Genomic DNA, 25186 nt, shown 5'->3' on the forward strand with positions numbered 1-25186 from the left:
GAAAGAACGAACGGAAGATCCAGTTCTCCGTTCGTTCTTTCTTTTTGTTATACATGTCCAATTCACCGAATAAGCAAATCATTTATTTTTTGGCTTCATAAGTATAAGGACAATTTTTCTTCGTTTAATATAGTAGAATATATAACCTCCTACTCCTCCTAAAACAGAGGGAATTAACCAGCCTAATCCTACATCATATAACGGAAGAATTTGAGTGAAAAAGTCATTAATTACTTTGATTTTTATTCCAGCAGCATTCAAGCCGTCAAATAGACTAACAATGAAGGTTAATATTAAACTGCCTTGATATACTTCTGATTTTCCTTTAAACACGGAATGTAAAAATGTTAAAAATATTAGAGAAATCGCAATAGGATATATTGCAATTAACACTGGCGTTGAAACCTTAATGAGCTGTGTTAAACCTATATTGGCTACAATGGTACTAAATATGGATAACATGAGAGCAATTCTTTTATAAGAAACTTTCGGAAACAAGGTATGAAAAAAGGAAGAACAGGACGTAATAAGCCCTACGCTTGTCGTTAAACACGCTACTGTAATCATTAAGCCTAATAAAATGGAGCCGTAAGATCCAAAATAATAGGATGAAACCTTGGCTAACACCTCAGCACCATTTTCTAAAACACCCAGTTTTTCAACGCTAGAAGCTCCCATGTAGGCAAGAGACGTATAGATAAATGCTAAGAGGACAACCGCAATAGTTATCGATTTAGCACAAATAATCATAAGCTCTTTTTTGGCAGTAACTCCTCTTTCCTTAATTGCATTCACAATGATAATTCCAAAAATAAAGGCTACAAGAGCATCCAATGTTAAATAACCTTCTTGAAAACCTTTGAAAAAGACGTGCGAAGTATAGCCTTCAGCAGGTGCTTGGAAGGCTCCTATGGGGTGAATAAGAGCTACAACCACCAGGATTCCAATGAATGTCAATTTAATGGGGGTTAAAAACTTTCCGATCACATCAATAATTTTTGTAGGGTTAAGTGATAACAAGCATGCAACTCCAAAAAAAAGAATTGTAAATACAAAAAGTGCGACAGGATGATCTGTATGGTTTGAAAAGAAAGGTTTTACTCCAATTTCAAACGACACACTACCGGTTCTTGGAATTGCATATAAAGGGCCAATGGCTAGATAAAGGATCGTTGTAAAGACAATCCCGAATACAGGATGTACCCGACTCGCTAAAGTTTGTAAATTGCTTTTGCCTGAAAAAACAAAGGCAGTGATGGCTAGTAACGGTAAACCAACTCCGGTAACCAAGAAACCCGCATTGGCTATCCATACATTCTCTCCAGCCATTTGACCAAGCATAGGTGGGAAGATTAGATTCCCTGCACCAAAAAATAAGGCAAATAGCATCGATCCTATAATAATAATAAAGGACGAAGAAACACTTTTTGACATAATAAATCCTCCAACCATGAAATCACAACAATTTGTTATCATTCATTTTCTTTTTATTTTGTATAGTACTTGTGAATAGGGCATAGCAGCACCAAGTAGGGATAGCCCTCCGCTAACCCTTCCCGATCGGTGTAAGAACATTATTCAAGATGTGAGTTTCGATAACTCATCATTACACAATACTCTATATACGTTCACGGTTTCAAGTAACTTTGTACTTGCGAAAGAACCACTTCATCCCCTTGCTCTAGCAATTTATTGTGCTATCAGTATGACCATGTCAGCCAGACCTTAGAACAATTCTGCTTCGTGCCATGTTTCTCCTCCTACTAAATGAGCCTAATGAACTATGAACAATTTTACACGTAGGACTTAATTCTTACAAGATAATAAAAGTTCTGTATAACCCATCTAGCAATTGATTGCAATAAGCACAGGAAATCTTGGGAAAATGCCCTATGGATTCAATTGAATCATCCTTACAATTAATAGTGCAGACAATGTTTAAAGACGTATGCAATACATTGAGCGGCTATAATTTGAAGGGGTGCTTAAACATGAATTTAGCAAAACGTAACTACTGGTCTTTGAGCGTTTTTAATTTCGCTTATCTGTTTACATGGTCTGCCGCCATGTCTTTTTTTGTCATTTGGCTGGGACAAAGCCTGGGGATTTCAGAAACCTACACAGGATTTTTATACGCGGCGAACTCTATCGTCGCCTTGATCATGCAACCCCTGTTTGGGTACTTATCCGACAAGCTGGGCTTGAGAAAACATCTGCTGTACATACTCTTTACGATCCTTTTGCTCGTCGGACCCTTTTTTATCTATGTGTACGGTCCATTGCTTCAAACGCAGTTCGTCATTGGTGCCATTGTCGGTGCACTATTTATCGGTCTGGTGTTTAATGCAGGTAACGGTGTCGTCGATTCCTATATGGACAAAGTGTCGCGCAAATACGGCTTTGAATACGGACGAGTTCGTATGTGGGGCTCACTCGGATGGGCGGCTGCTACTTTTGTTGCGGGGCGGGTCATCAACATCAATGTAAATCTGACCTTCTGGATTGCCTCCGTATCTGCCGTTGTTGCCATGATCTGCATCTTCCTGACCAAAGTCGAAATTTCTGGACAGGAGCAGCAGAAAACTGAATCGTTGAAGCTCATTGACGTACTGCATCTCGTACGCACCACAAAGTTCTGGTTTCTTATGCTATTCATGGTTGGCGTGACCCAAATTTATGAGGTATATGACCAGCAATTTGCCACCTATTTCGTATCTCAGTTCAGTTCCAAAGCAGAAGGAAATCAATTCCTTGGCGATTTAAGTGCTGTACAGGTATTCCTGGAATTTGTGTTCCTGTTTGTTACCCCATGGTTTGTGAACAAAACGACTGCCAAATGGGCATTGATTATTGCCGGAACGATCATGTCGTTGCGTATTATCGGTTCTTCGCTGCCGTTCGGTTCCATATGGGTGGCTGCGATGAAGATGATTCACTCCCTGGAAAAACCGCTGATTCTGGTAGCCATCTTCAAGTACATTACCGTCAACTTTGACCAGCGCTTATCGTCCACCATGTACCTGCTGTATTTGTTTATGGGCTCCCTGGTAGTATCTGTTTTCTCACCTATTGTCGGACATATGTATGAAGTTCTGAATTTCCCAATCACTTATGTTATTTTGGGTTCCATTGCAGGTCTGTTCACCATCATTTCCTGCTTTACGCTAACAGCTGACAAGAAGAATGGAGAACGGTATCTAGAGGAACGCCGCAAACAGAATCTGAAAAAAGCTGCTAAAAAAGCTGAAGCAGTTCATTCGTAATTATATGTAAATTAATTCCGACACAAGAGTTGAATACAACAGCGGTAGTCTAGGACTTGTTTTTCTCATCCAAGACTACCGCTAACTTGCTTTAAATTTTGAATACAGACACCGTTTGATTCATCTCTTCCGCCCGCTTGGCAAGCATGTTAGCGCCTGCGGACACTTCCTCCATGGAGGCAGTAGTTTCCTCGACTACGCTTGCGACTGTTTGAGTAGAGTCGGCTGCACGTTCGGAGATTTCGGCAATTTTCTTCATAGATTCTACCATAGAAACGGTTCCTTCATTTACGGATCTTGCTTCTACAGCCGCAGTATCTACCTCACCGCTCACCTCTTCCACGGCACCGACAATTTCAGAAAAGACGTTACCGACACCTTCGACAAGCATCATACCTTCATTTAGAGATTGAACACCTTCATTCATCGAAATCACAACTTCGTCTGTTCTTAATGCGATTTCGTTGACCAGAGAGGAAATCTTGCCCGTTGCTTCACTTGCTTGTGCCGACAAATTACGTACTTCATAAGCGACAACCGCAAATCCTTTTCCCTGCTCTCCCGCTCGTGCAGCTTCTATACTCGCATTGAGTGAAAGCAAGTTGGTTCGGGCAGATATATCGCTAATCATAGCTGTGATCTGTCTAATCTCTGCAGATTTTTCGCCTAGAATATTTACCACTTCAGCGGATTGAGTTACCTTGGTATGCACATCTCTTATTTGAGAGACGGTGGAAGACATTTGGGTTTTCCCGTTGTTTGCTTTTTCTTGTGCTTGGGTTGTGAGGTTCGCCACATTCACAAAGCGATTGGTTATGCTCTCTACACTTTTAGAAACGCCTACCGTGTAATTCAGCGTTTCAGCTATATCTGCAAGCTGTGTCTGAGAACCCTCCGCAACCTGAGTGGCACTTATAGCTATCTGCTCGGTAGCAATGCTTGTCTGTTCTGCACTGGCCGTTAACTGTTCAGCCGTAGAGGCAACCAGTAAGGAATTATCCACAACTTCCTTTAAAAGGTTACGTAGCGAATCGCACATTTCATTAAAATCGGATGCCAGCTCCCCGACCTCATCTTTGGATCGGACCCTAAGGGGTTCCACTTGCAGGTCCCCTCTCGTTACCAGCTTTATCTGTTCTGCTATTTTTAATATGGGCTTAGTGAAAGATTGAGCCAATAAAAAAGAACCGATAATTCCAAGGATCGTACATATGATAGTCAAAGAAATCATCAAAAGTCTACCTGAATGGTAAGATTGACTCGATTGATTAGCTGCCTCAGTGGCATACTGCTCATTAAGCAGCTTCAGTTTATTTACATCGTCTAATGCTGCCTTATAAATAGAAGAATTTCCATGAATGATCATGTAGGCCATCACTTTGTCGTTTTCTTCCATGGCCGCAGAAACCACCTTTAGATGGCGAAGATACATTGCCCACTGACCATAAAAGTTGGTGAACAGTTCTTTTTCCTCTGCCGTAGAGGCCAAACTTTGATATTTATTCACACTCTTATCCATTGAAGCTGTAGCTTTGGCTAGTTCTTCTTGATAAGTGCTGCGAGCAGCTGCATCCTCTTCGAGTATCATTCGAACGGTGAGTCTATCGATTTCTGTAATCTGCTTATCCATACCTTGAAGAAGAATAACCGCAGGTAACGACCTGTTATTTACCTTATCAGAAGCCTCCCCCATTTCCGACATCTTAATGACGCCTATAACACTTGAAAGGGACAGTACGATTACCAGTATGAGCGCTGCACTAATTATTTTTTTCTTTAACGTTAATTTAAACACCCTTATCTTCCTCCCGTGACTGGTCTCGTATCATCCCTGCTGAGCTTTCCAGTATATGCGTATTTGGCGTAAGAGCTCAGCCTTATCTATCTTTCCAGTGATATAGCTTTGGATAGATGCTCCTATGATGGCCCCATGATCAGGTGGAAGTGTTGCCATAAACGGCAGCGTCTTTCCGCTCAACATATATGACTTGATCGATTTACTCAAGGGATCGGTAGGCACCAAGTCAATATTCTTAAAGGCTGGTATAACATTAGCCTTGTTAACCAAAAGTTCCTGTCCCGACTTTTCGTATACCAGCCAGTTTAAAAATTTCTTTGCTTCCTCTTGCTGCTGTGGCGTAGTAGCTGTGGAGTCAATGAATACATACTTTGTCACACCAACTGTGATCTTTGAATTGTTGGGATCATCTGTATTATCGTTTAGCGGAAGAGGCAAGAACCCGTATTCCTCATTTGCCGTATCATTGCTCTTTATTCCATTCCAAGCCCAGTTGCCCATAAACCAAAGCCCTACCTTGCCCTCTCCCAAAGCTTTGGATCCATCCTCATACGTACTGTCCAAAGGCGCGTGTTTATTGATGTTGTTATCCTTGAGCAGATCTAAAGTTTGTACCCATCCAGACATTACATTGTTTTGGGACATATCGATGGAGTTGTTCTGCATACCTTTAACAAACTCTGGAAAACCTCCAGGTTGAACAGAATAAGCCAGAGCCAGAAGATGAGAGCCAAGAGACCAGTCCATTGGTGAAAGCATGACTGGTGCTACTCCCGACTTCTGAATTTTAGCCATTAATGAATTCAGGCTGCTTCTACTGTTGACCGAAGAAGGATCAAAAGAACCCCCTGTTGCCTTGTCCAATACTTTCTTGTTATAGATTAATCCGTAGCCTTCCACTGCAAATGGGAATCCCAGCACAGCATCGTTTTTCTTAACTGCATCAAGTCCATTTTCTATCGTATCGGCTACCCACTTCTCTTTACTTAAATCAACGGCTTTATCCAGGAATGTCTGCGTGTCACCCGGGTCAAGCATCGACATCGTTGCTGGGCTTCCTGAGCCGTACATCGACATCAGCTTTTGATATGCAGACGTTCCCTCTGGAGCGGTTATAATTTCTAAAGATACTTCAGGGTGTACTTGATTGTATTGCTTTGCGACTTCTTCTAATTGGGTTTTTATTTCAGATTTAGAATTCAAAAATGTAATCTTGGTCGTCTGCTGTGATACTGGTGATGCTGAACAACCTATAAACATCATTAAACATGCTAGAGAAATCGCAACTTTTAGCTGTTTTCTCATTAACTTTCCCCCTAAGGATTTACTTTGTAAATTTTATGAACAATATTCAATGTTATCGACATAATTCCCCAGGAAGATTAGAATTTTTTGGGTGGTAAATATCGGAATTCAATTGAATAGTACAAACTGGTTGTTACGTTAAGTTGATGAACAGGAAAACGCAACAAATTTTTATCCAGTCGCGTCTTAATATGGGGGAAAGTTACTGTGCAACAAATTAATCAAAAAAAGGAGCAATCTTTTATGAACAAGGCATTCTTTGGCGCTTTTCTTGCTATCTTTTTATGTATTTCATCGTCCACTGCTTATGCAGCACAAAATCAAATCAAAATTGACGGTGTAGCTATTGCAACCGATGCAAAGCCACAAATGAAGAACAAACGTACAATGGTGCCTCTACGTGTCATTAGCGAAAGTTTGGGGGCTAGCGTCGAATGGTCCGATTCCGAGGTTATTCTCGCTAAAAGCGATATGAAAGTAAAATTAGCAGTAAACAGAAGCACAGCGGAGAAAAACGGTCAAAAGATACCGCTTGATGTAAAACCTTACTTGAAAAATAACAACATATATGTTCCACTTCGTTTTATTGCAGAGACATTTGGCTGTAATGTCAATTACAGCAACTTTGCAGTGACTATTAATACTGAACCATTGCTCATAGACGGTGTACAGGTAAAGGCACTTCAACAGGAATACCATATGATTATGGGCGGCGTAGTTCAGCAAATTCATGGCAATGCATATAACAAAGCCATTTATACTATTTTTGCAAAAAACAAAGGCGAAAAAGTCGAAGCACCTGAAAACTATTCTTGGAGACTCACTATTGACACACCTGGGTCTTATTATAAAAATGCACAATACGATTTTTTAGACCAAAAGGGGAAAAGCTTAGCTCGTTTTGATGTGTATTCTTTAATCCAGTCCTTTCCTTCCGAACTTTTAGTCGGGTATCCCAAGTTTTTGATTCATGACGTATCCAAAGATGAGTGGTACTTGTTTAGCGATAGCGCAGCAAAATCTATTGATCAGTTAATTAATAATGCAACAAATAATGGTTTTATGAAGGTTATAAGTAATACAGTTGCATAAAGTGGTTTTTCTGATTATCATTTTCAAAAGATAAAAGGCGAATTCCCAGCTGAATAAAACAGCATGGGAACTCGCCTTGTTAAAACCTGTACAAGCTCAACTCCTACTTTTACATAATAAGAGGTACGGGGAGTTATTTGTCCATCTGTAGCATTTCGGACTCATAGGACTGAAATGCATTTTCCATCCCCATTACTACATCTTTAATCTTCATATATCCTTTGGTATACGGCTCCGAATCACGAATTTCTTCCCACATATAGTGATATTTCTTCATATCCTCCGTTTCACATACGACGAAATCCGTATAGTCCTTTCCGGGCAGTGCTTCTGCATCGAAAAAACGAACCTGAACATGTTCGCTGTACTTCTGAATACGAGCCTGCAAGGCCCCCGCATGTTCTCGGCGTTCTTCCCGAGGTAGAGCCAACCAGGAGGGGTAGAATTCCAATAATACAATCATCATATAACGCATATGCCTATCTCCTTTTTAGTGAAGCTTGAATGGATTTATCGTTATTGTACGCTGCTTGTCTGCCAAGCCGCATTAACATAGGTTAATGCGGCTCGCTGCGCAGCAAACGACTAAGTGAGACGGGGGATACACCTATGTACGAAGCTATATGGTATTGTGCAACTCGTTTGTCTAACCCGGGATACTTGAGAAGAAAGGCATCATAACGCTCCCTAGCAGAAAGATATAACAATTCGCGTTCCCGTTCCTCTTTGCGAATGTACAGTCTTTCTACGCTTTTACGCACGAATCTTTCCCACATATGGCTTGTATCCATAAGCTCCTTCAGGACATGATATGGAATTTCAATAACAACCGAATCTTCCATTGCCTCTATCGTAAAAGTGGATGGTTTACCTTGAACCATAGCGCCATAAGAGGTTACATAATCATCTTCTGGTGAAAAACCAACATTATATTCTCTGCCATCTGCCAAAGTATAAAACAAACGGAATAATCCCTCCGAACAAAAATAAGCATGTTTCACAGGTTCCCCTGTTTCAATAAGATATGTCCCTTGCTGAACATGCCTCACACGGGTTTGCTCTACAAACCTGTTCCAATCCTGATCTATAATCGAGGCTTGATGAGCCATTTTTTCTAATGAACGATAATATAATTGCATCTCCTCCCCCCCCACAAAACGTTGTATCAGAAAACAGGGGCTATCCCACAGGTCTGGGAGACCTGCAGGACAACCCCAGTGATGTATTCTATCAGGCTTCCGTAGCATCCTCTTCCACGAAAAGAGACACCTTGCGTATACCGTCGGCTCCGATCACGACAAGTCCCTGATCCGACAGGCGGATTTCAGGGATTACGACCAGTGCGAGCAGCGACAGTGTCATTAGCGCGTTGTTCAACATGCAGCCGGATTGCTGAAGTGCCTGGCTGATGCTTTCGGACTGCGCAGCTACCTCAGCAAACGGAGCTGGGGACATCAGCCCGGCAATCGGGAGCGGGAAGCGCGTCTCACCCGAGGCGGATACGACCACCACGCCGCCACGCAGGGCAACGGCCTGCTTCGCCGCCTGGGTCATGAGCTCGTCATCATTGCCGATGACGAGCAGGTTGTGGCTATCATGCGCTACGGTCATGGCAATTGCGGCTGGCTCGGTGAAGCCGACGCCTGTCACAAGTGCTACCGCGTGGCTGCCACTGGCATGATGCCGCTCGAAAACGGCGATTTTACACAAGTCTTGTGCAGGATCTGATGCAACTTCACCATTACGCACCGGAACGGTCATCCGCACTTCCTTCGTATCCACATGATTTTCCGTGACACGAATTACCCGTACAGGTACATTCCCTTCCTGCACTGGAGCCGCAATACGGAAATCTGCGGCACTCAGCTCTCGACCCAAATGGACTGTGTCCATTACTTCCGCAGGATAAACGAAGCCGTCCCAGTCGGCGACCATTTGACCGTACTCGGCCACCAGTTGACCCGCTGCAATGGTAGCCGTCACATTCACTTCGGCCAAGCGGCCATCAAGCAAGATAATATCGGCAATCGCACCGGGAATGATCGAGCCAATGTCCCGTGCCACGCCGAAGCGCTCTGCCGTATTCAGCGTTGCCATTTGAAAGGCAGTCACTGGCTTAACGCCCTGCGCAATGGCATGACGGACAACGAAATCCATCTGCCCTTCATGGAGCAAGGATTCGGCGCTGCGATCATCCGTCACCAGCATCATGCGGCGCGTGTCGAGACCCATTTCCGTGCTGGCACGGATCGTCTCGGCCACATCATGCCATGCGGAGCCTTGCCGCATCTTGGCATACATGCCGAGCCGGATACGCTCGGCTACATCTTCGGGCGTGACACATTCGTGATCGCCCGTAATTCCTGCGGCTGCATAGACCGGCAGCCGCCAATCATCGGAGGCCCATGTAAAATGGCCATCCGCCACTTTGCCAGCGCGCAGCGTGGCCTGAATTTCCCCGATCATCACGTCGTCGCCATAGACGACGCCAGGGAAATTCATAACTTCGCCCAGCCCGATCATATCCGGGCCCCAGCTTAGAGCCTCTGCGACTTCCGCCGGACCGAAAGAGGCACCTGTCGTTTCCAGCTCTGGGCCTGTGGAAGGCACGCACGAAGCTACCTGCATGTAAGCAGCCAGCGGTGTCGTGCGGGCTTCGTCCAGCATCAGACGAAGCCCTTTTAGACCCAGCACATTGGAAATTTCATGTGGGTCAAAAAAACCGCCCGTCACGCCCAGCGGCAGTACAGCCTTCGCGAATTCAGTTACGGTGAGCTGTGTGCTTTCGATATGACAATGTCCGTCCAGCAAACCCGGTGCCATATAGCGGCCTTCCGCTTCAATGATTACGGTGTCTTCTCCAATCGTATGGCTAACGTCTCTACCGACATATGCGATACGAGAGCCTTGCACAGCAATAGACATGCCCGGTAACAATTCGCCCGATACCACATTGACCAGCGTTCCTCCGCGGATCACCAGCGATGCCTTGCGCTCCCCTCTAGCTGTAGCTATCAACTCGGGTACACAGTCCGCCAGCGGCGGGCGTTGAAATACTCTCTTCATGTCCATTACGTTTGTAACCTCCGTTTATGCTTCTTACCTGTTTGGCTTATTTGCTTATGTTACTGGAATACGCTCAACAATGCCAGCCGCCCCTAAAGAACATGGTCACTTTATTCCACTTTACGGATATACGTCTCCGATTCCTGCGAACTCACGAATGGCGTAATCTCCCCTATGCTATATATATGCAGCAAATGCATCGCTCGCGTACAGGCCGTGTAGAACAATTTACGCTCACTCTCACGCTGGTATTCTTGGACTGATCCGTCATAAATGAGAACCGCATCAAACTCCACGCCTTTCGCCAGGTAGGCCGGAATGATATGAATCCCCTTTTCAAAAGCAGGGGTTGTTTTCTTAATTAATTTTGGCTTTACTGGCAGTTGTCCTTCCAGTGCTTCGTAGGCTGCCGCGCTTTCATCAACATTTTTACAGATCACTGCGATGGATTCATAACCCTCTGCCAGCAATTTTGTAACATTCCCGGCAATCAGTTGGTGTAGCTTTTCACGCGAGTTCACCTCGGTTACCAGAGGCTTCTCACCCTTACGGTTAAACGGAACAATATGCTCTCCCCCTGCTACCATCCCCCGGGTAAACTCTACAATCTCCTGTGTTGAGCGATAGCTGCGTGTCAGGGAAATCATCTCGGTCTGGTCTGCTCCATACAGGTCATACAATGGTTCTGCATCCTGAAGCACCGAAGCATGGGCATAGATGGCCTGATTAAAATCGCCGAGTGCCGTCATTTTAGCCTGCGGAAATAATCGTTTAAAGAAAGCCAGCTGGAATGGTGAATAGTCCTGTGCCTCATCAATAAACACATGACGGATGTTACTATTGGAACGGAAGCCCAGCATCAGCTCACGCAAATATAAAAAGGGCGTCACATCCTCATACGCTAATTCTCCAGCCTGAATTCGTTTCAGAGTTTGCCGACTAATTTCACTCCAGTTGACGGGTAGCTCTGCATGATTCGACAGTTGGCTTAATAACGTCTCGTTCATAAACAACTCGCTGTATAGACGGGTTGTATCCACGAAGCGGAGTGCCTTAATCCACTTGCGCAAGGGCTTTAAGCGGTCACTGACCACCATACGTGCCAATATTTCTCTTTCACGTGTAAAGTCGTCGAAGGTATCGCCTTTATTCTTGGATTTACGGCGCATGCGGTTATATGCACGCTGATAATCCTCCGGCTCCATCAGATCCATCTGCTGGTCCACCCAAGGAGCGGCGCATTCTTCCTTACCAAAGCGGGCCAGCTCTTTGAGCATCCAATCGCGTAGCAGTTCCAATCGGTTCGCCAGCCGCACAGCCGAGTCGAATTCATAAAACTTGCTTGCCATTTGCTCTACTGAAATCACCTCACGTCCCTGAAAACGAACAGGTTTAAAACGCATTCCCTTCTGTTCCAGATGCGCCTTGTAGCCTGTAATCACATGTAAGAACGTCTTGGATGACTTAAAACGGATACCTTCCATCCTAGCTTCATACCCAGGCTGTGACGACGCTGATAGCACATATTCCAGCTGCTCAAAAGGATCTTCTAACTGAAACTCCCGGCCCAAACGCCGTTCCAAATATTCCTGAAACGTGGCCTGAAGCATATTTTCCTCACCCAATTCAGGCAATACCGTCGAAACATAACTGTTAAACATGGGGTTTGGCGAAAATAACACGACCTGATCCGCTCGCAAGCGATTCCGATACTTATACAGCAAATACGCTACTCTCTGAAGCGCAGCAGAGGTTTTGCCGCTTCCTGCCGCTCCCTGAACAATAAGCATACGGCTTCGGTCATCACGGATGATGCGATTCTGCTCCTTTTGAATGGTTGCGACAATACTTTTCATTTGAGCATCCGAGCTCCGGCTTAATACGGCTTGAAGGAGTTCGTCTCCAATGGTCACCCCTGTATCGAACATAAAGCGAATCTGTCCATCACGGATCGAGAATTGGCGTTTGAGCGTCAGTTCTCCTTCCATCTCCCCTTCTGGGGTCTTATAAGAAGCGGGACCTGGCATGTTATCGTAATAAAGATTCGAAATAGGCGCACGCCAGTCGTAGATCAGAAATTCCTCATCCTGATTATCCAGCAGGGAGGCAATGCCCAGATAAATACGCTCCGCAGTCTGCCCTTCCTCAGCAAAATCAATGCGTGCAAAATAGGGTGAGTCCAGCAACTTTTTCAAACGACCTAGCGCCTCAGTGGAATGCTTGTGTCTTCGTTCCCGCTCAGACAAAATCTCAGACTGCTGACGCAAACTGGTGGACGTCTCACCCACATCATCCGCCTCACTGAAATTGATCGTTACCTCATCCCAGAAGTCTTTACGCATATCGACGACATCGCCGCGCACAGAACCAACCTCTGTCTCCAGCTTCCGAATACGTCCGCTAATGACTGCGGTCACATCTTCTACTCTTCGTTGTTCCTCATTCCATTGCTGCTCAGTAGTCACTGACATCGCTCCTGTTCCGTTTCCTCCTGCTCCGCGCAGGGCTCCCTTGCGTACAAACTATGCTCTATTATGGACCCGGGCATACTCATCGCATCCCCCTGATCCGGGAAAATTGACTATTCCTTTGAAGCATGCTATAATGTAACAAGAAGTGTGTTAACAACTTATGCAATACGGTTTTACGATGTAAAACATAGCATCCTCTATTGTAGCAAGTTCAGTCCCTGTTCGCAACCAGTGGGCTTTTTTTTGTATTTTCTGGCAATCTTCCATTAGCCTGTTCCTACATCCTTGAATTCATTACATAAAAAAGCGACCGTCCATCTGATTGATGAAGGGACTGACCCCTTAACGTGAGACAAATCAAAACACCTTCAAGAGAATGCAACCATGTCGTAAGATATGGAGACAACCTTGGAGGTGTTTTTTCGTTGGCAACAAGAGTCAGTTATCCATTAGAGGTTAAAATGAAGGCGATTGAAATGAGAATGGCTGGTATACCAGTCAAAGAAATCATGGAGCAATTAAACATACGAAACAAGACACAAGTGGAAACTTGGATGAGATGGTACCGTAGTGGCGAGCAAAACCGTTTAGAGCAGCCTGTAGGTAAGCAATACAGCTACGGCAAAGGACCCGAATACACTTCGGAATTAGAGAAGGTCCAGGCTGAGAACAGGTTTTTGAGACAACAACTAGAGTTGCTAAAAAAGTACAGGGTACTGGAGAGGAGGTATCGTCAAAGATCGTAATGGAGTGGATAGAGTCGATCCGAGGGGAAGTGAGTGTGAAGCAAGCTTGTGCATGGATAGGAATCTCTCGCGCCACGTACTATCGCTGGAAGGCGGAGTATGTGAGCAAACTTGAGGACCACTTGGTAGAGAAAATCCGCGAACTCTGTATCCAGCATAAATATCGTTATGGATACCGGAAAATCACGGCCTTGCTTCGGAGGGAGTATGCGGTAAACCACAAACGCGTGCAACGGATTATGCAGCGTGAAGGGCTACAATGTCGTGTCAAAGCGAAGAAACGGAAACCTACTGGGCAACCCATTCATATCGCGGAGCATCTGCTAAAGCGACAGTTTGAAGCAGATACGCCTATGCAAAAACTTGTAACGGACATTACGTATTTGCCATTTGGAGGAAAAATGTTGTATCTGTCGAGTATTTTAGACTTGTTTAACGGAGAGATTGTGGCATACAGTATAGCTGACAAGCAGGACACCGCATTTGTGCTCGATACCCTTCGTCAGTTGCCATCTCTACCAGGTGCAATACTTCATAGCGATCAAGGCAGCGTCTACACTTCCTTGGCCTACCAGGAAGCTGTAAAAGGAAAAGGCATTATCATGAGCATGTCCCGTAAGGGAACGCCTGCTGATAATGCCCCCATCGAATCGTTTCATTCCACACTAAAGTCTGAAACGTTCTACCTCGAAGGTTTAACCTGTACGACGACGGCAATCGTCGAGCAGACCATTCGAGAGTACATCCTTTACTATAACTCAATTCGCATTCAAACAAAACTAAACAACCAGTCGCCGGTTCATTTCCGACAACTAACTGCTTAAACTTGGAAGGTGTTTTGATCCCTGTCTCACAAACGGGGGTCAGTCCCGAATGCGGTCGCCTTTTCTTTTTTTTCGAAATTGCCTATCGACTCTCTTCCACAGGATGAATATGATCGGCCAGTCTGCTTAATCGCTCCAGCTGATGACCATAGTCGTACATCGTCGCAGCTACGATGGAAAGTCGCAGCATTCCCTCCTCACAATGGTCAAAACGTGTAATGGCATGCTTCATAAAATCGCCGTTGGCCTGCTGAAACAATTCACTTTCATCCTCATTTGGTTTCAGTTTATTTTCGAATTTCAGCAGAGCGTGCTCGTGGAAACGAATCAGCCGCTCCAGATGATCGTCAAAAAACGCATCTGTTCCCTTTGGACGTAAAGACTGGAAGTAGTGCCTTTCAACCGCATCCAACACCTCGTATCCTTTGTGCAAACTTTCGAGCATTTGTTTGTATACGACCATTTGTCTGGTCTGACTAAACTTGGTGCGCTTGAGCTTTTTCTGCTCCTCTTCGAACAAATGATATTTGTCCGAGAGTGATTTAATAGCTCCCTGCAAATTTCCCTTTTCCTCTCTAAAGACAGACTCCTTAATCTCATCGGAAATGGCGGTTCGCAGCAGCAAGGACATGCTATTAAATACATTTTGAATCTGATTGATAAACTGCCTTTTCGGTTTGGGAGGAAAAACAGTAATGTTGATGACAAAAGCAGACACAATCCCGATCAGAGTCAGCGCAAAGCGGGTTACTGCAAATTTCCAGTCCCCTGAAGCTTCCATGACAGAAACAACGGTCACGAGTGTCAATCCAACCGTATCAGCCATGTTTATTTTCAGACATATCATAAGTACCAATACACATACCAGTCCGACCGCAATCGGCTCATTCGAAAATACCATTCCGCCCAGCAACGCCATGACTGCACCTAATGTGCTTGTTTGGAGTTGATCCAGAAAATAACGCCACGACCTATATATCGACGGTTGCATGGCAAAAATAGCGGCTATCGCTGCCCCCACAGGCGAATGGGTGTTCAAAAGCGTGCTCAGAAAAAGGGCGAGCGTCACTGCGATTCCCGTTTTTAACACCCGTGCTCCAAAAGCCAAAGCCATCCCTCCTGCTTACCCTTCAAATTTATTCATACCGAATTACTATAATGAAATTTCAAGACAAAGTCCATGTTTTATTATTACCCAAAACCATCGGAGATCAGGAATATTTATGAAATGTATAGTTCCTGCCAGGATACATATCAACAGAATTTCCCTATCTGCATCAACATCGCAGAAGGATCTCACCGTGCCATGGATTAGTAAAATCTGAGAAGAGCGCCCGTCCGCAGGGCAACTTTTACAAAACCCGGCAAGCCCGTAAACAAAATCATGACACAATAAAAGCCGGAGCCTCCAAGCGGACTCCCCTGGAACGTCATAGGATAAATGAGAATGGCGGAGGAGGAATGAAGGCATGCTTCGAGTCGCATTATTTACAGACACGTATACGCCTGATGTCAATGGCGCTGCTCTGACACTGGAACGATGGATTGGCTATTTGGAGACACACGGGGTATCTACGCTTGTCTTCGCACCGGAGGCAGACCATCATCTGTCCTCGGGGCCGGGCGTGGAGCGATTTCGAAGTATTCCCTTTTTATTGTACCGGGAATGTAGACTAGCGATCCCTAACGCCAAACAAATCAACGAGCGCCTGTCAGCCTTTTCCCCGCATCTAATTCATGTCGCTACTCCGTTTAATCTTGGCCTGTATGGAACAAGCTACGCTTCCAAACACCATATTCCACTTGTCGCCTCCTATCACACCCACTTTGATAAATACCTCGAATATTACAAGCTTCGCTGGCTTGAACCTGCGTTATGGAAATACATGCTCTGGTTTCACAGACATTGTGAAAGGGTATATGTCCCCTCTCGGTCAACCATGGAATTGTTACGCAATAAAGGAATGGGACAGCTCGAAATCTGGGGTAGAGGAATTGATACCGACCGCTTCCAGCCCACAGTGAATCGCGAAGCGATATGGGAAAAATGGGGCGTTCGTGCAGACGCATTTGTGATTTTGTATGTGGGCAGACTTGCACCGGAAAAGGGAATAGATACGTTACTGGATTCCTATCTCCAGTTACCCGACGACGTCCGCGCAGCCTCAGTGCTGGTCATTGCAGGAGATGGCCCATTGTTTAAGTTCAAAACTGCAGCAGATATCGAGGTGCCAGAGCACGCAGTTCACTGGCTTGGTTTTGTAAAAGGACCGGAATTAGCTGAACTGTATGCTGCAGCCGATGTATTCCTCTTTCCTTCCACTACGGAAACCTTCGGTAACGTCGTTTTGGAGGCTATGGCCAGCGGAACACCCGTGATCGGCGCCGATGAAGGCGGGGTCAAAGATAATGTAATCCATGGGAAAACGGGGTTACTGTGTCCAGCTGGAGATGCCGCTGCCTTTGCCAAAGCTGTACACCTGTTGTACGAGGATGTCCCACTTCGCGACTTTCTGTCCAGAACTGGTAGAGCATACAGTCTGGAGCAGACGTGGGACCGTATTTTTGAGCGGCTACTGGACAGCTACATGGATGCAGCGACCCTGCATCTCGACAGCCGCCCCGTGACGCAAATATAACCCTAAAAAAAATTCAAAACTACGGTAATAAAAAGCGGCTTAAAAAGAAACCCTGCTACACCTTTAGCTGTTTGAGCAGCTTGTTATGTACCCCGCTTAACAAAATTACCGCTGTCAGGGCACCGATGAACGCAAGGAGCATATCCCATTGAGTATCCCATATATCTCCCTGTGTCCCCAAAAAGGCTTCTGCCGCCGTACCGGTTGCCTTGGCTACAGCAAACTCAATCAGTTCGTACACAGCACTGATCGCAAGGCACACACTAACCGTTAGAAAAGTGAGCCAGCTCCCGCTTCCCAAAGCCGTCTTACGTAACAGCACCTCCCTGACAATGAGTGCAGGCACAAAACCTTGCGCAAAATGCCCAAGTCGATCATAATAATTGCGCTCCAGCCCAAACGTATCCCGAATCCAGTTGAACAGCGGCATTTCGGCATAGGTATAGTGCCCGCCGACAATCAGGATCAATGCATGTAGCCAGATTAGGGTGTATACCAGATTGGTAAACCGAAATCGACGGTAAAGAGCCGCCAGCAGTACAGCTCCCAAAACGGCTGGGAGAACTTCCAGTACCCATGTAAAATAATCCGCCGGACGAACCAAGGACCAAATGAGAGCAAGCACCAGCAGTACAAGTAAAATAAGCGGATAATGATCATTTTTAGACCATGCCGTTACCTGATTCATACATTATTCCTCCTAAGCCCAAAGCTCTATCCTTCATTCATTACAATATGTTTAACACGTCCAACCTGTCCGTCTACCAAACGCACTTTGATTCCATGCGGATGACGTGGGGAATTGGTCAATATATCCTTCACCGTTCCTCGCGTCAGTTTACCCGTAGGCTGATCCTTTTTAAGCACAATATCCACCTGAAGACCAGCGCGGATATCAGATCGGTTCTGTCCATTCATTGTAGCTATTCCTCCTTTGCTTTTACATTTTATCTTATGATGATATTTAGCCACTCAGCCCCATCGTAATCACCAGCGATGCCATTCGTCCCGGCGGCTGTTCCCCATCCAGGCCACACACATCATGGATATATAGCTAACGAGCAAAATAACGAAGACCATCCCGCTAAACTCCACAAAATGAGTGCGTTGCAAGGAATCCGCCCATATGGAGGATACTTGTGTGTACAACTGGGACGGTGCAGACACAATATCCCATGTGTTTCCTCGAAAGAAACGGCCAATATAAATACCTAGGCTACTTAGCAGGAGTACCGCCAGCATAAACAACCAGCTGACAAGCCCGCCCCGTGCACGTTGCACCAACTGTCGTACAGATTCAAGCGATACAACCCCCATGGTGAGACCAAGCACAGCTACCAGCAGCATCCCTAATGCATGATTCCAAAAGTACGGATTGCCCCAAAAACGCTGCTCCCCGAGAAATGGATACCTGGCAAATACATGCAGCAAATCTGTGATCAAATAAGGCGTATTGGGACAAAAGAAAAGCCATCCAGCCCCTATGACCCAGAGCAAAAATGTCCTTGTTCCCCTTCTCCACGAGCAATGAATGACATCTAGCAAAAGCGTCAACAGCATAGGAATCCAGGCCAGCATCATATTCCACCAAATAAAAAGATAAGGGCGGCCCCCTGAGGGCAGTCGCACGTTAATGATCCACAATGTACTGATTACGGAGCATAAGGCCAGTGCAATAAAAATATAAAGTTTAACTGGATAATTTAACGATCTTAAACGGTCATACATATGTTTCTTTCCCTCCTTGTAACCGTCCATCCTTCCTGACGTTCCAATTTACACCTGTTCTGGACAGTGTACACCACAATGGCTTCAAGCTCAATGGAAGCGCTCCACTCTGCATAAAATGAAGATAAAAAAGCATCTATTCTCCTGGGGTTGACCTCATGTCCCTGGGAGACAGATGCTTACTGTATTTCAGACTTCATTTCACAGGTAAAGCGATATACGAATGCGGATACTTCTGATCAAAAGGAGCCCTCCAATAAGCTCAATCTTAGGCAGCATTTCCCGGGTAATGCTGTAATTCAGCTCCCCCTGCTCAAACCCTACTCACGCATTTCCTCTACAAGCTCTCGGCCGACCGTATGTTTTTTAATACTCCAGCCGGCCGGATGAATTGGACCTTCATTGTCCATCATCTACTTCAAGGCGGATGAGCTTTAACTGTCCTCTAACCTTGTATCCAATTGACCAATGATTGCACCGTCAATGCACCTGGCGCAGCTACCTCAAATGCGGAGGCACCGTTATGCAAGGCCAGAAATTCCACGGTTTTAGGAACACCGGGAGCCAGATCCAGATGGTTGTCACTGAAAATCCCCTCCTGCTCTGCGGTCAGCCACACATGTCTGGCAAGTACATCCGAACAAAGCGTGAACCTACTGCCTCCACTTCCCGGTATCTCCGTCACTTCAATTTTCGCCTGCGGTAAATCCATCTCTTTCGTACCTGCAAAATAAATTTCGCTGGCGGCCACCTGCTCACCATTCTGTATCAGACGTGCGACCAGCATATACTCCGTACGGTCCAGGCCATTCAGCCATTTGTCAGTAGGCAGTATATGTACGATCCCTGCGCCGCCTGCTTGCTGTTCTACCTTAATGTTCTCTTCACGAATAGCCTGACTGCCACGGATATGCAAAAGTGTCAGCCGCAGCGTACCCGCTATCGGCTCTAGCGTATCGTTAACCAGATGCAGCTCTTTACTCCCCTGTTCTGTATCTACTGCACTCAACAGCACATCGGCAAAGCTGCGTTTAGCCGTATATTGAAGCGCCTTCCAACGACCAAAATAGTCCATACTTGACCAGGAAGCAACGGGCCAGCAGTCATTCATCTGCCAGTATAATGTCCCCATGCAATAGGGCTTGTGACGACGATGGGCCTCTATGGCCATTTTCATCGCCTCTGCCTGTAAAACCTGGCTCATGAGCAGAAAACATATAAAATCCTTGGGTTGCCGCATGTACCGTCCCATGTATTCTTGAATTAGCCGATTGCCCGAACCGTTCTTCTGATGTGCCAGCATCACCGCAGATTCCAACTCCAAATCCTTCTCTTCCGCATACGTACGAACAGACTTGTATTCAGGAAAGGACTGAAAACCATACTCACTCATAAAACGGCCCACATGTACGTGATAATTCTCAAACGGCTCAGACGCATGCCATACTCCCCAATAATGAATGTCTCCCGCTGTGGAGGACGGATGAGCATGCTGGTTTCGATCTCCGGTCAGGTCAATTAGCGGCGAGGAGGGCCAATATGCCGTCTGCGGAGCCCAGGTATTTACCGCCTTCGGTAAAATCCGGTGAAAGAGCGTTTCATAATCATCCCATAGGCGTTCCCGTTGCTCAGGCGTGTAGGCCTTTTTCCAGCCCCAGCCTGCATTTTCTTCGTAATGCGCCCATGCGGAATCAATCTCATTATTGCCGCACCATAACGCAATGCAAGGATGATGGCGCAAACGCTTGATGTTATCTTCGGCTTCCTGCGCTACATTGTCCAAAAAAGCCTGATCCCCCGGATACATGCTGCATGCGAACATAAAATCTTGCCACACGAGCAAGCCGTATTCATCACAAAGGTCATAAAATACGTCTTCTTCATAAATACCGCCACCCCACACCCGCAACATATTCATATGTGAGGCGGCCGCACTGGCAATTTCATGCCGGTATCGTTCCAACGTAACTTCGGCAGCAAAGCTGTCATTCGGAATATGGTTCGCTCCCTTTACAAACACGGGGATTCCATTCAGCTCAAAATAGAAGCTCTCCCCTGCCGTATCCCGCTCACGTATTAGACGAATCGATCGTAGTCCCGTTTTCACTGATTTTTCCGCAATTACTGCTTCCTGTGCCTGCTCCTTCAATTCGGCTACAAACGTATACTGATGCGGCTCTCCCAGCCCACGACACCACCACAGCTTCGGCTCCTTCATATCCAGCTCCAGCTCTACTGTTTGCTTTCCTTTCAGAAGACGAACCGGCTTGGACCACCCCCTGCCATCAGCAGAAATACACAACTCGGCATCTCTAATCTCAGCTGCATTTTCAATCTCTATCACTGCCGTGAGTTCAGCCCTCTCGGTACTCACTTTGTCCTGTCTAATAAACAAGTCTCTCACGATCAGACCAGACCAAGCTTCAATCCGAACCTCTCTCCAGATCCCGCTCGTCACCAGCCGTGGTCCCCAATCCCAACCATAGTGATAGGGAGCCTTGCGAGAGAAAACGCTTACTTTTTTATCGGACAAGCCACCTATCTCGGACTGATCATTCGGTGCGGGGAGTCCATAGCCCAACCTTTCCAGCTTAGGCACATCTTCCGCAATCGGAGAGCGAAAATGGATTTCAAGCCGATTTTTCCCTTGCTGAACAAATGCCTTCACATCCTGTCTCCATACCCGAAACATATTATTGGCCGATATGACAGTTTGACCATTCACTCTTACATCTGCGTAGGTGTCCAGACCTTCCAGCACCAGCTCTACACATTGACATTGAAGCTGATTTGCATCTATCTCAAAATAGGCTTCGTATATCCAATCCTGCTTATCAATCCACTGTACCTCCATCTCGTTCATACCGATAAAAGGATCAGGAATTTTGCCATGTCGCAAAAGATCGGTATGCACACAACCCGGTACTTTCGCACTGAGCCACTCATCACTATGTGCTTCCCTAAACCTCCAGCCATCCAACCCTATCACATTAATCATCGTCGCAAGCCTCCCTATAAGGATGATTGGGAACATCTGGATTACTCATTAACATAACAAAAATAACATTAAGCTAACAAATCAGTCAATTGTTTTTTTGGAACAATCGGTAAAACACAAAATAAAAGTCGCCCTCTACCCCTAAACAGGCTAAAAGCGACTTCCCTCGTCTTCACTGTGGATCAAATTCATCCCACATATCCGGACATCAACTATATTTGATTGTGCTAAAGGGACGATCACGATCATCATTTTCCTGGCTGATCCGTGGCGCGTGAACTTCCCGTACGAGTAGATCAGCGTGTAGCAACTTTTTTTCCACAGGCGAGTTTGGGTTCATGATGCGCCATAATAATTGGTCTACCGCCCGCATCCCCAACAGTTCCTTATCCACTCTCACCGTGGCATAAATCGGCATTTGATCATTCGTATCGTCAAACCCAGTTACCCCGCATCGCCTCGGCACGTCAATCCCCTTTCCTTTCAACACTTCCACGACTTGCGAAGCAGTCACATCATTAGCGCAAACAAAAACCTCTGGCAACTCATTCTCGGGCAACTTGTCCATTTCCTCAGCAAGCGCCTGCGCTCCCCCATAAATAAGGGCTTTGTTTTGCCGTAATTCTACTCCGCTCATTTCCAGTGTGGACCGAAAAGCTTCCCAACGTTCATAGAAACTGTGAGCATCGTCAATATGACCCACAAATTGAAAGTGATCATACCCCTTGCATAGCAAATCCTTCATTAATTCATTCATGCATGTGCGATTATCCGTAAACACCGCATCACTTAAAAATGCAGAATCCCAATGATCCACCATGACAACCGGAATACCCATTCGATAAATGTTCAGCAATAACGTAGTTGAAATCGTTCCTACAGTGATAATCCCTTTAATGGCCTCTGGGTTCAGTAAAGAAAACATATCGTCCGTTGAAGGCTCCGTTAGCGTGATCATATCCAATCCCTTGCGGTTCAGACGTTCGGAAATCCCTTCAAATACAGGTCCCCAGTACCTGGACTCCCGATTCTGGTGCCGAATATTCGGAAATAACACCAGCACCGTACCCGACCATTCTCTGGCATCTGTGTCCCGAGGCTCTACCCCAGTCATTTTGGGATGACTGCGAAAATAGCCCATCTGGGCAGCAAGCTTAACCAGCAGCGCCCTTGTCTCTTCACTTACACCGGGTTTGCCTGACAGTGCACGCGAAACAGCAAACTTTGAAACGCCCGCCGCATCCGCAATTTCCTGTAATGTTACTTTTCCACGCATCTCCTCACCCAACCCTATTCGAAATCTTTTTCTACCTTAGTCTTCTAAATATACAGGTATGCCTATAAACTGGTACCATCGTAGCATACTTTGTTTTAGATCATCAAACGATGGATTTGCACAAATCCACACTTTTCATTTAAATATGTTTGCTTAATAAAAAACAAAACACATAACAAATAAACATAAATAACTTGACGTAAGGTTCTTTATTTCCTACAATTTACTATTGAAAGCACTTACATTGTGTAAATCATACTTATTAAGGGGGATTTGCAGATGTTCACGAACAGGTCGGTACAACAATGCTCTATCCTGCTCCTGGCTTTGCTGCTGCTCGTTACAACGGGCTGCGCGAATGGCAAAGGCGGTACGGCAGAAAAGGAGGACCCCGATGACACCAGTCCCATTACATTTACGTTCTTTGGCGGTGACTCAAGCTCCAACTGGAACAACATGAAGGACGCTGTCGGGCAGGAAATAACCAAGAAAACGGGTGTTACACTCAATGCCGAACATGCTGTCAACGGTCGAGGCGAGGAAAAGTTTGCTTTAATGGCTGCTAGCGGAGAGTACCCTGATCTCGTGTACCCCAAAGGAGACATTGGAAAGCTGGTCGATGCCGGGGCACTCATTGACTTAACCGACCTGATTGATAAATACGGTCCTAACATTAAGAAAGTGTATGGAGATTACTTTAACCGTATTAAATATAGTAGTGAAGATCCCGCCATTTACACCATTCCGACCAATCTGGGCGTAGATCACATCGCGTTTGATGCACAAGCAGGCTTCGAAATCCAGCATCAGGCCCTTAAGAAGCTTGGATACCCCAAAATTCGCACCGTTCAAGATTTTGAAAAAGCACTTAAAGATTATGTCGCCAAATACCCTACTACTAATGGCCAGCCTACCATTCCCTTATCGCTCGATGCCGAGGACTGGAAAATGCAGATTACTGTGACAAACCCGGCAGTTACGGCTACAGGTGGACCAGACGATGGCGAATATTATATTGATCCTAAAACACACAAAGCCACTCTTCACTACAAACGCCCAGAAGAGCGAGAGTATTTCCGTTGGTTAAACCATATGTACAATGAAGGTCTGTTGGATAAGGATACTTTTGTACAAAAAAGTGATCAGTACAAATCCAAAATCGCTGCAGGTCGTGTCATTGGACTGATTGATCAGGAATGGAACTACCAGGATGCCGAAAATGCGCTCAAGGCAGCAGGTAAGGATGAATACACCTACTCCCACTTTCCAGTCACTTTAAATGAGCAATACGAGGATCATTCCCTCCAGCCCATTGGTTTCGATACTGCGTCCGGGATCGGCATCACAACTTCATGCAAAAATCCGGTGCGAGCGATCAAGTTTCTGGACTTCCTGGCCTCGGACGAAGGACAAATTTTACGTAATTGGGGAATTGAAGGCCAGCATTACAATGTAGAGAATGGCAAACGAGTCATTCCTGCGGCTGTGCAAGAACGCAAAAACAAAGATAATGCTTCTTTTAGCAGAGAATCAGGTATCGGTTTGTATTGGATATGGGGACCACATTACGGCGATAGCGTTAAGGACCCTACTGGCAACTATTACACAACCAATTATCCGGAGATGATTACCGAAAATTATAGTCAAGCGGAAAAAGAATCCCTTCAGGCATATAAAGCCCGGACATGGAAAGACTTATTCCCGAACGAAAAGGATTTTCCGGTAAAAGAGTGGGGAGCCGCCTACAACATGCCTGTTCCGACCAATACAAATTACAATGTTATTTATCAAAAGTCGCAGGACATTGTACGCAAACGGATTCCTGAGGCTGTACTCGCCAAGCCAGATCAATTCGATGCCGTGTATGACCGCATGCTCCAAGAGCTGGATCAGGCGGGTGTACCAAAGGCTGAAGAAATCTTCACTGGCCTGATCCAAAATCGTCTGAAGCTATGGTACGGGGAGAAGTAAAGTCTGATT

The 25186-nt window shown here is 45.6% G+C and carries 18 protein-coding genes; 5 read left to right on the forward strand and 13 right to left on the reverse strand.

The features are described 5' to 3' along the window. Positions 1-78: 78 nt before the first annotated feature. Entirely contained in the window at positions 79-1434 is a 1356-nt protein-coding gene (gene brnQ, locus BN1546_RS02110) for a branched-chain amino acid transport system II carrier protein (protein WP_025677948.1), read from the reverse strand. A gap of 557 nt (positions 1435-1991) precedes the next feature. On the opposite strand from brnQ, the gene BN1546_RS02115 reads away from it, so the two are divergent. Then, a complete protein-coding gene (locus tag BN1546_RS02115; protein WP_090735610.1) occupies positions 1992-3263 on the forward strand; it encodes an oligosaccharide MFS transporter in 1272 nt (423 codons plus the stop codon). A gap of 91 nt (positions 3264-3354) precedes the next feature. On the opposite strand, the gene BN1546_RS02120 is transcribed toward BN1546_RS02115, so the two are convergent. Both BN1546_RS02120 and BN1546_RS02125 read right to left on the reverse strand, forming a co-directional pair. Further along, the gene (locus BN1546_RS02120) at positions 3355-5058 is read right to left on the reverse strand and encodes a methyl-accepting chemotaxis protein (RefSeq protein ID WP_058829439.1); all 1704 of its coding nucleotides are present in this window, start codon (positions 5056-5058) and stop codon (positions 3355-3357) included. Between the two features lie 30 nt (positions 5059-5088). After that, entirely contained in the window at positions 5089-6366 is a 1278-nt protein-coding gene (locus tag BN1546_RS02125) for an ABC transporter substrate-binding protein (RefSeq protein WP_090735613.1), read from the reverse strand. Positions 6367-6609: 243 nt separating this feature from the next. On the opposite strand from BN1546_RS02125, the gene BN1546_RS02130 reads away from it, so the two are divergent. Further along, positions 6610-7458, forward strand: a complete 849-nt coding sequence (locus BN1546_RS02130) for a copper amine oxidase N-terminal domain-containing protein (RefSeq protein WP_090739120.1) — start codon at positions 6610-6612, stop codon at positions 7456-7458. Positions 7459-7591: 133 nt separating this feature from the next. Here BN1546_RS02130 and BN1546_RS02135 read toward each other — a convergent pair whose 3' ends face one another. The 4 genes from BN1546_RS02135 to helD all read right to left on the reverse strand — a co-directional run bounded on the left by BN1546_RS02135 (position 7592) and on the right by helD (position 12995). Next, positions 7592-7933, reverse strand: coding sequence for a darcynin family protein (locus tag BN1546_RS02135; RefSeq protein ID WP_090735614.1), 342 nt, complete (start codon positions 7931-7933; stop codon positions 7592-7594). Positions 7934-8015: 82 nt separating this feature from the next. Next, positions 8016-8597 carry a Crp/Fnr family transcriptional regulator gene (locus BN1546_RS02140; RefSeq protein ID WP_090735617.1) on the reverse strand — a complete coding sequence of 194 codons (582 nt, stop codon included), beginning with the start codon at positions 8595-8597 and terminating at the stop codon, positions 8016-8018. A 91-nt stretch (positions 8598-8688) separates the two neighbouring features. Continuing rightward, entirely contained in the window at positions 8689-10530 is a 1842-nt protein-coding gene (locus BN1546_RS02145; RefSeq protein ID WP_090735619.1) for an adenine deaminase, read from the reverse strand. A 104-nt stretch (positions 10531-10634) separates the two neighbouring features. After that, positions 10635-12995, reverse strand: a complete 2361-nt coding sequence (gene helD, locus BN1546_RS02150; protein WP_255305254.1) for an RNA polymerase recycling motor HelD — start codon at positions 12993-12995, stop codon at positions 10635-10637. Between the two features lie 425 nt (positions 12996-13420). On the opposite strand from helD, the gene BN1546_RS02155 reads away from it, so the two are divergent. After that, positions 13421-14565 (forward strand): IS3 family transposase gene (locus tag BN1546_RS02155; RefSeq protein ID WP_090735625.1). Its coding sequence is split into 2 segments (ribosomal slippage): positions 13421-13694 and positions 13694-14565, totalling 1146 coding nucleotides; the frame shifts between segments, so codons are not numbered across the junction. Positions 14566-14647: 82 nt separating this feature from the next. Here BN1546_RS02155 and BN1546_RS02160 read toward each other — a convergent pair. Beyond that, positions 14648-15679, reverse strand: a complete 1032-nt coding sequence (locus BN1546_RS02160; protein WP_014599646.1) for an FUSC family protein — start codon at positions 15677-15679, stop codon at positions 14648-14650. A 355-nt stretch (positions 15680-16034) separates the two neighbouring features. Here BN1546_RS02160 and BN1546_RS02165 point away from each other — a divergent pair, with 355 nt between their 5' ends. Then, a complete protein-coding gene (locus BN1546_RS02165) occupies positions 16035-17204 on the forward strand; it encodes a glycosyltransferase family 4 protein (protein WP_090735628.1) in 1170 nt (389 codons plus the stop codon). Positions 17205-17259: 55 nt separating this feature from the next. On the opposite strand, the gene BN1546_RS02170 is transcribed toward BN1546_RS02165, so the two are convergent. From BN1546_RS02170 to BN1546_RS02190, 5 genes are all read right to left on the reverse strand, one after another. Then, positions 17260-17892: a DUF2238 domain-containing protein gene (locus BN1546_RS02170; RefSeq protein WP_090735631.1), complete on the reverse strand. Its 633-nt coding sequence runs from the start codon at positions 17890-17892 to the stop codon at positions 17260-17262. A 26-nt stretch (positions 17893-17918) separates the two neighbouring features. Next, positions 17919-18122, reverse strand: coding sequence for a YwbE family protein (locus BN1546_RS02175; protein ID WP_013370570.1), 204 nt, complete (start codon positions 18120-18122; stop codon positions 17919-17921). A gap of 69 nt (positions 18123-18191) precedes the next feature. After that, complete coding sequence (locus tag BN1546_RS02180) at positions 18192-18932, reverse strand: DUF1361 domain-containing protein (RefSeq protein WP_090735634.1); 741 nt, start codon at positions 18930-18932, stop codon at positions 18192-18194. Between the two features lie 445 nt (positions 18933-19377). Next, positions 19378-21930 (reverse strand): beta-mannosidase, encoded by a 2553-nt coding sequence (locus tag BN1546_RS02185; protein ID WP_090735637.1) that lies wholly within the window; start codon positions 21928-21930, stop codon positions 19378-19380. Positions 21931-22138: 208 nt separating this feature from the next. Beyond that, on the reverse strand, positions 22139-23206 hold the full coding sequence (locus BN1546_RS02190) for a LacI family DNA-binding transcriptional regulator (RefSeq protein WP_090735639.1): 1068 nt from the start codon (positions 23204-23206) through the stop codon (positions 22139-22141). A 279-nt stretch (positions 23207-23485) separates the two neighbouring features. Between BN1546_RS02190 and BN1546_RS02195 the strand changes: the two genes are divergently transcribed. Beyond that, on the forward strand, positions 23486-25177 hold the full coding sequence (locus tag BN1546_RS02195; RefSeq protein WP_025676887.1) for an ABC transporter substrate-binding protein: 1692 nt from the start codon (positions 23486-23488) through the stop codon (positions 25175-25177). Positions 25178-25186: the final 9 nt, after the last annotated feature.

The sequence above is a fragment of the Paenibacillus sp. Mc5Re-14 genome, from assembly GCF_001049835.1.
GTDB lineage: Bacteria > Bacillota > Bacilli > Paenibacillales > Paenibacillaceae > Paenibacillus > Paenibacillus polymyxa_C.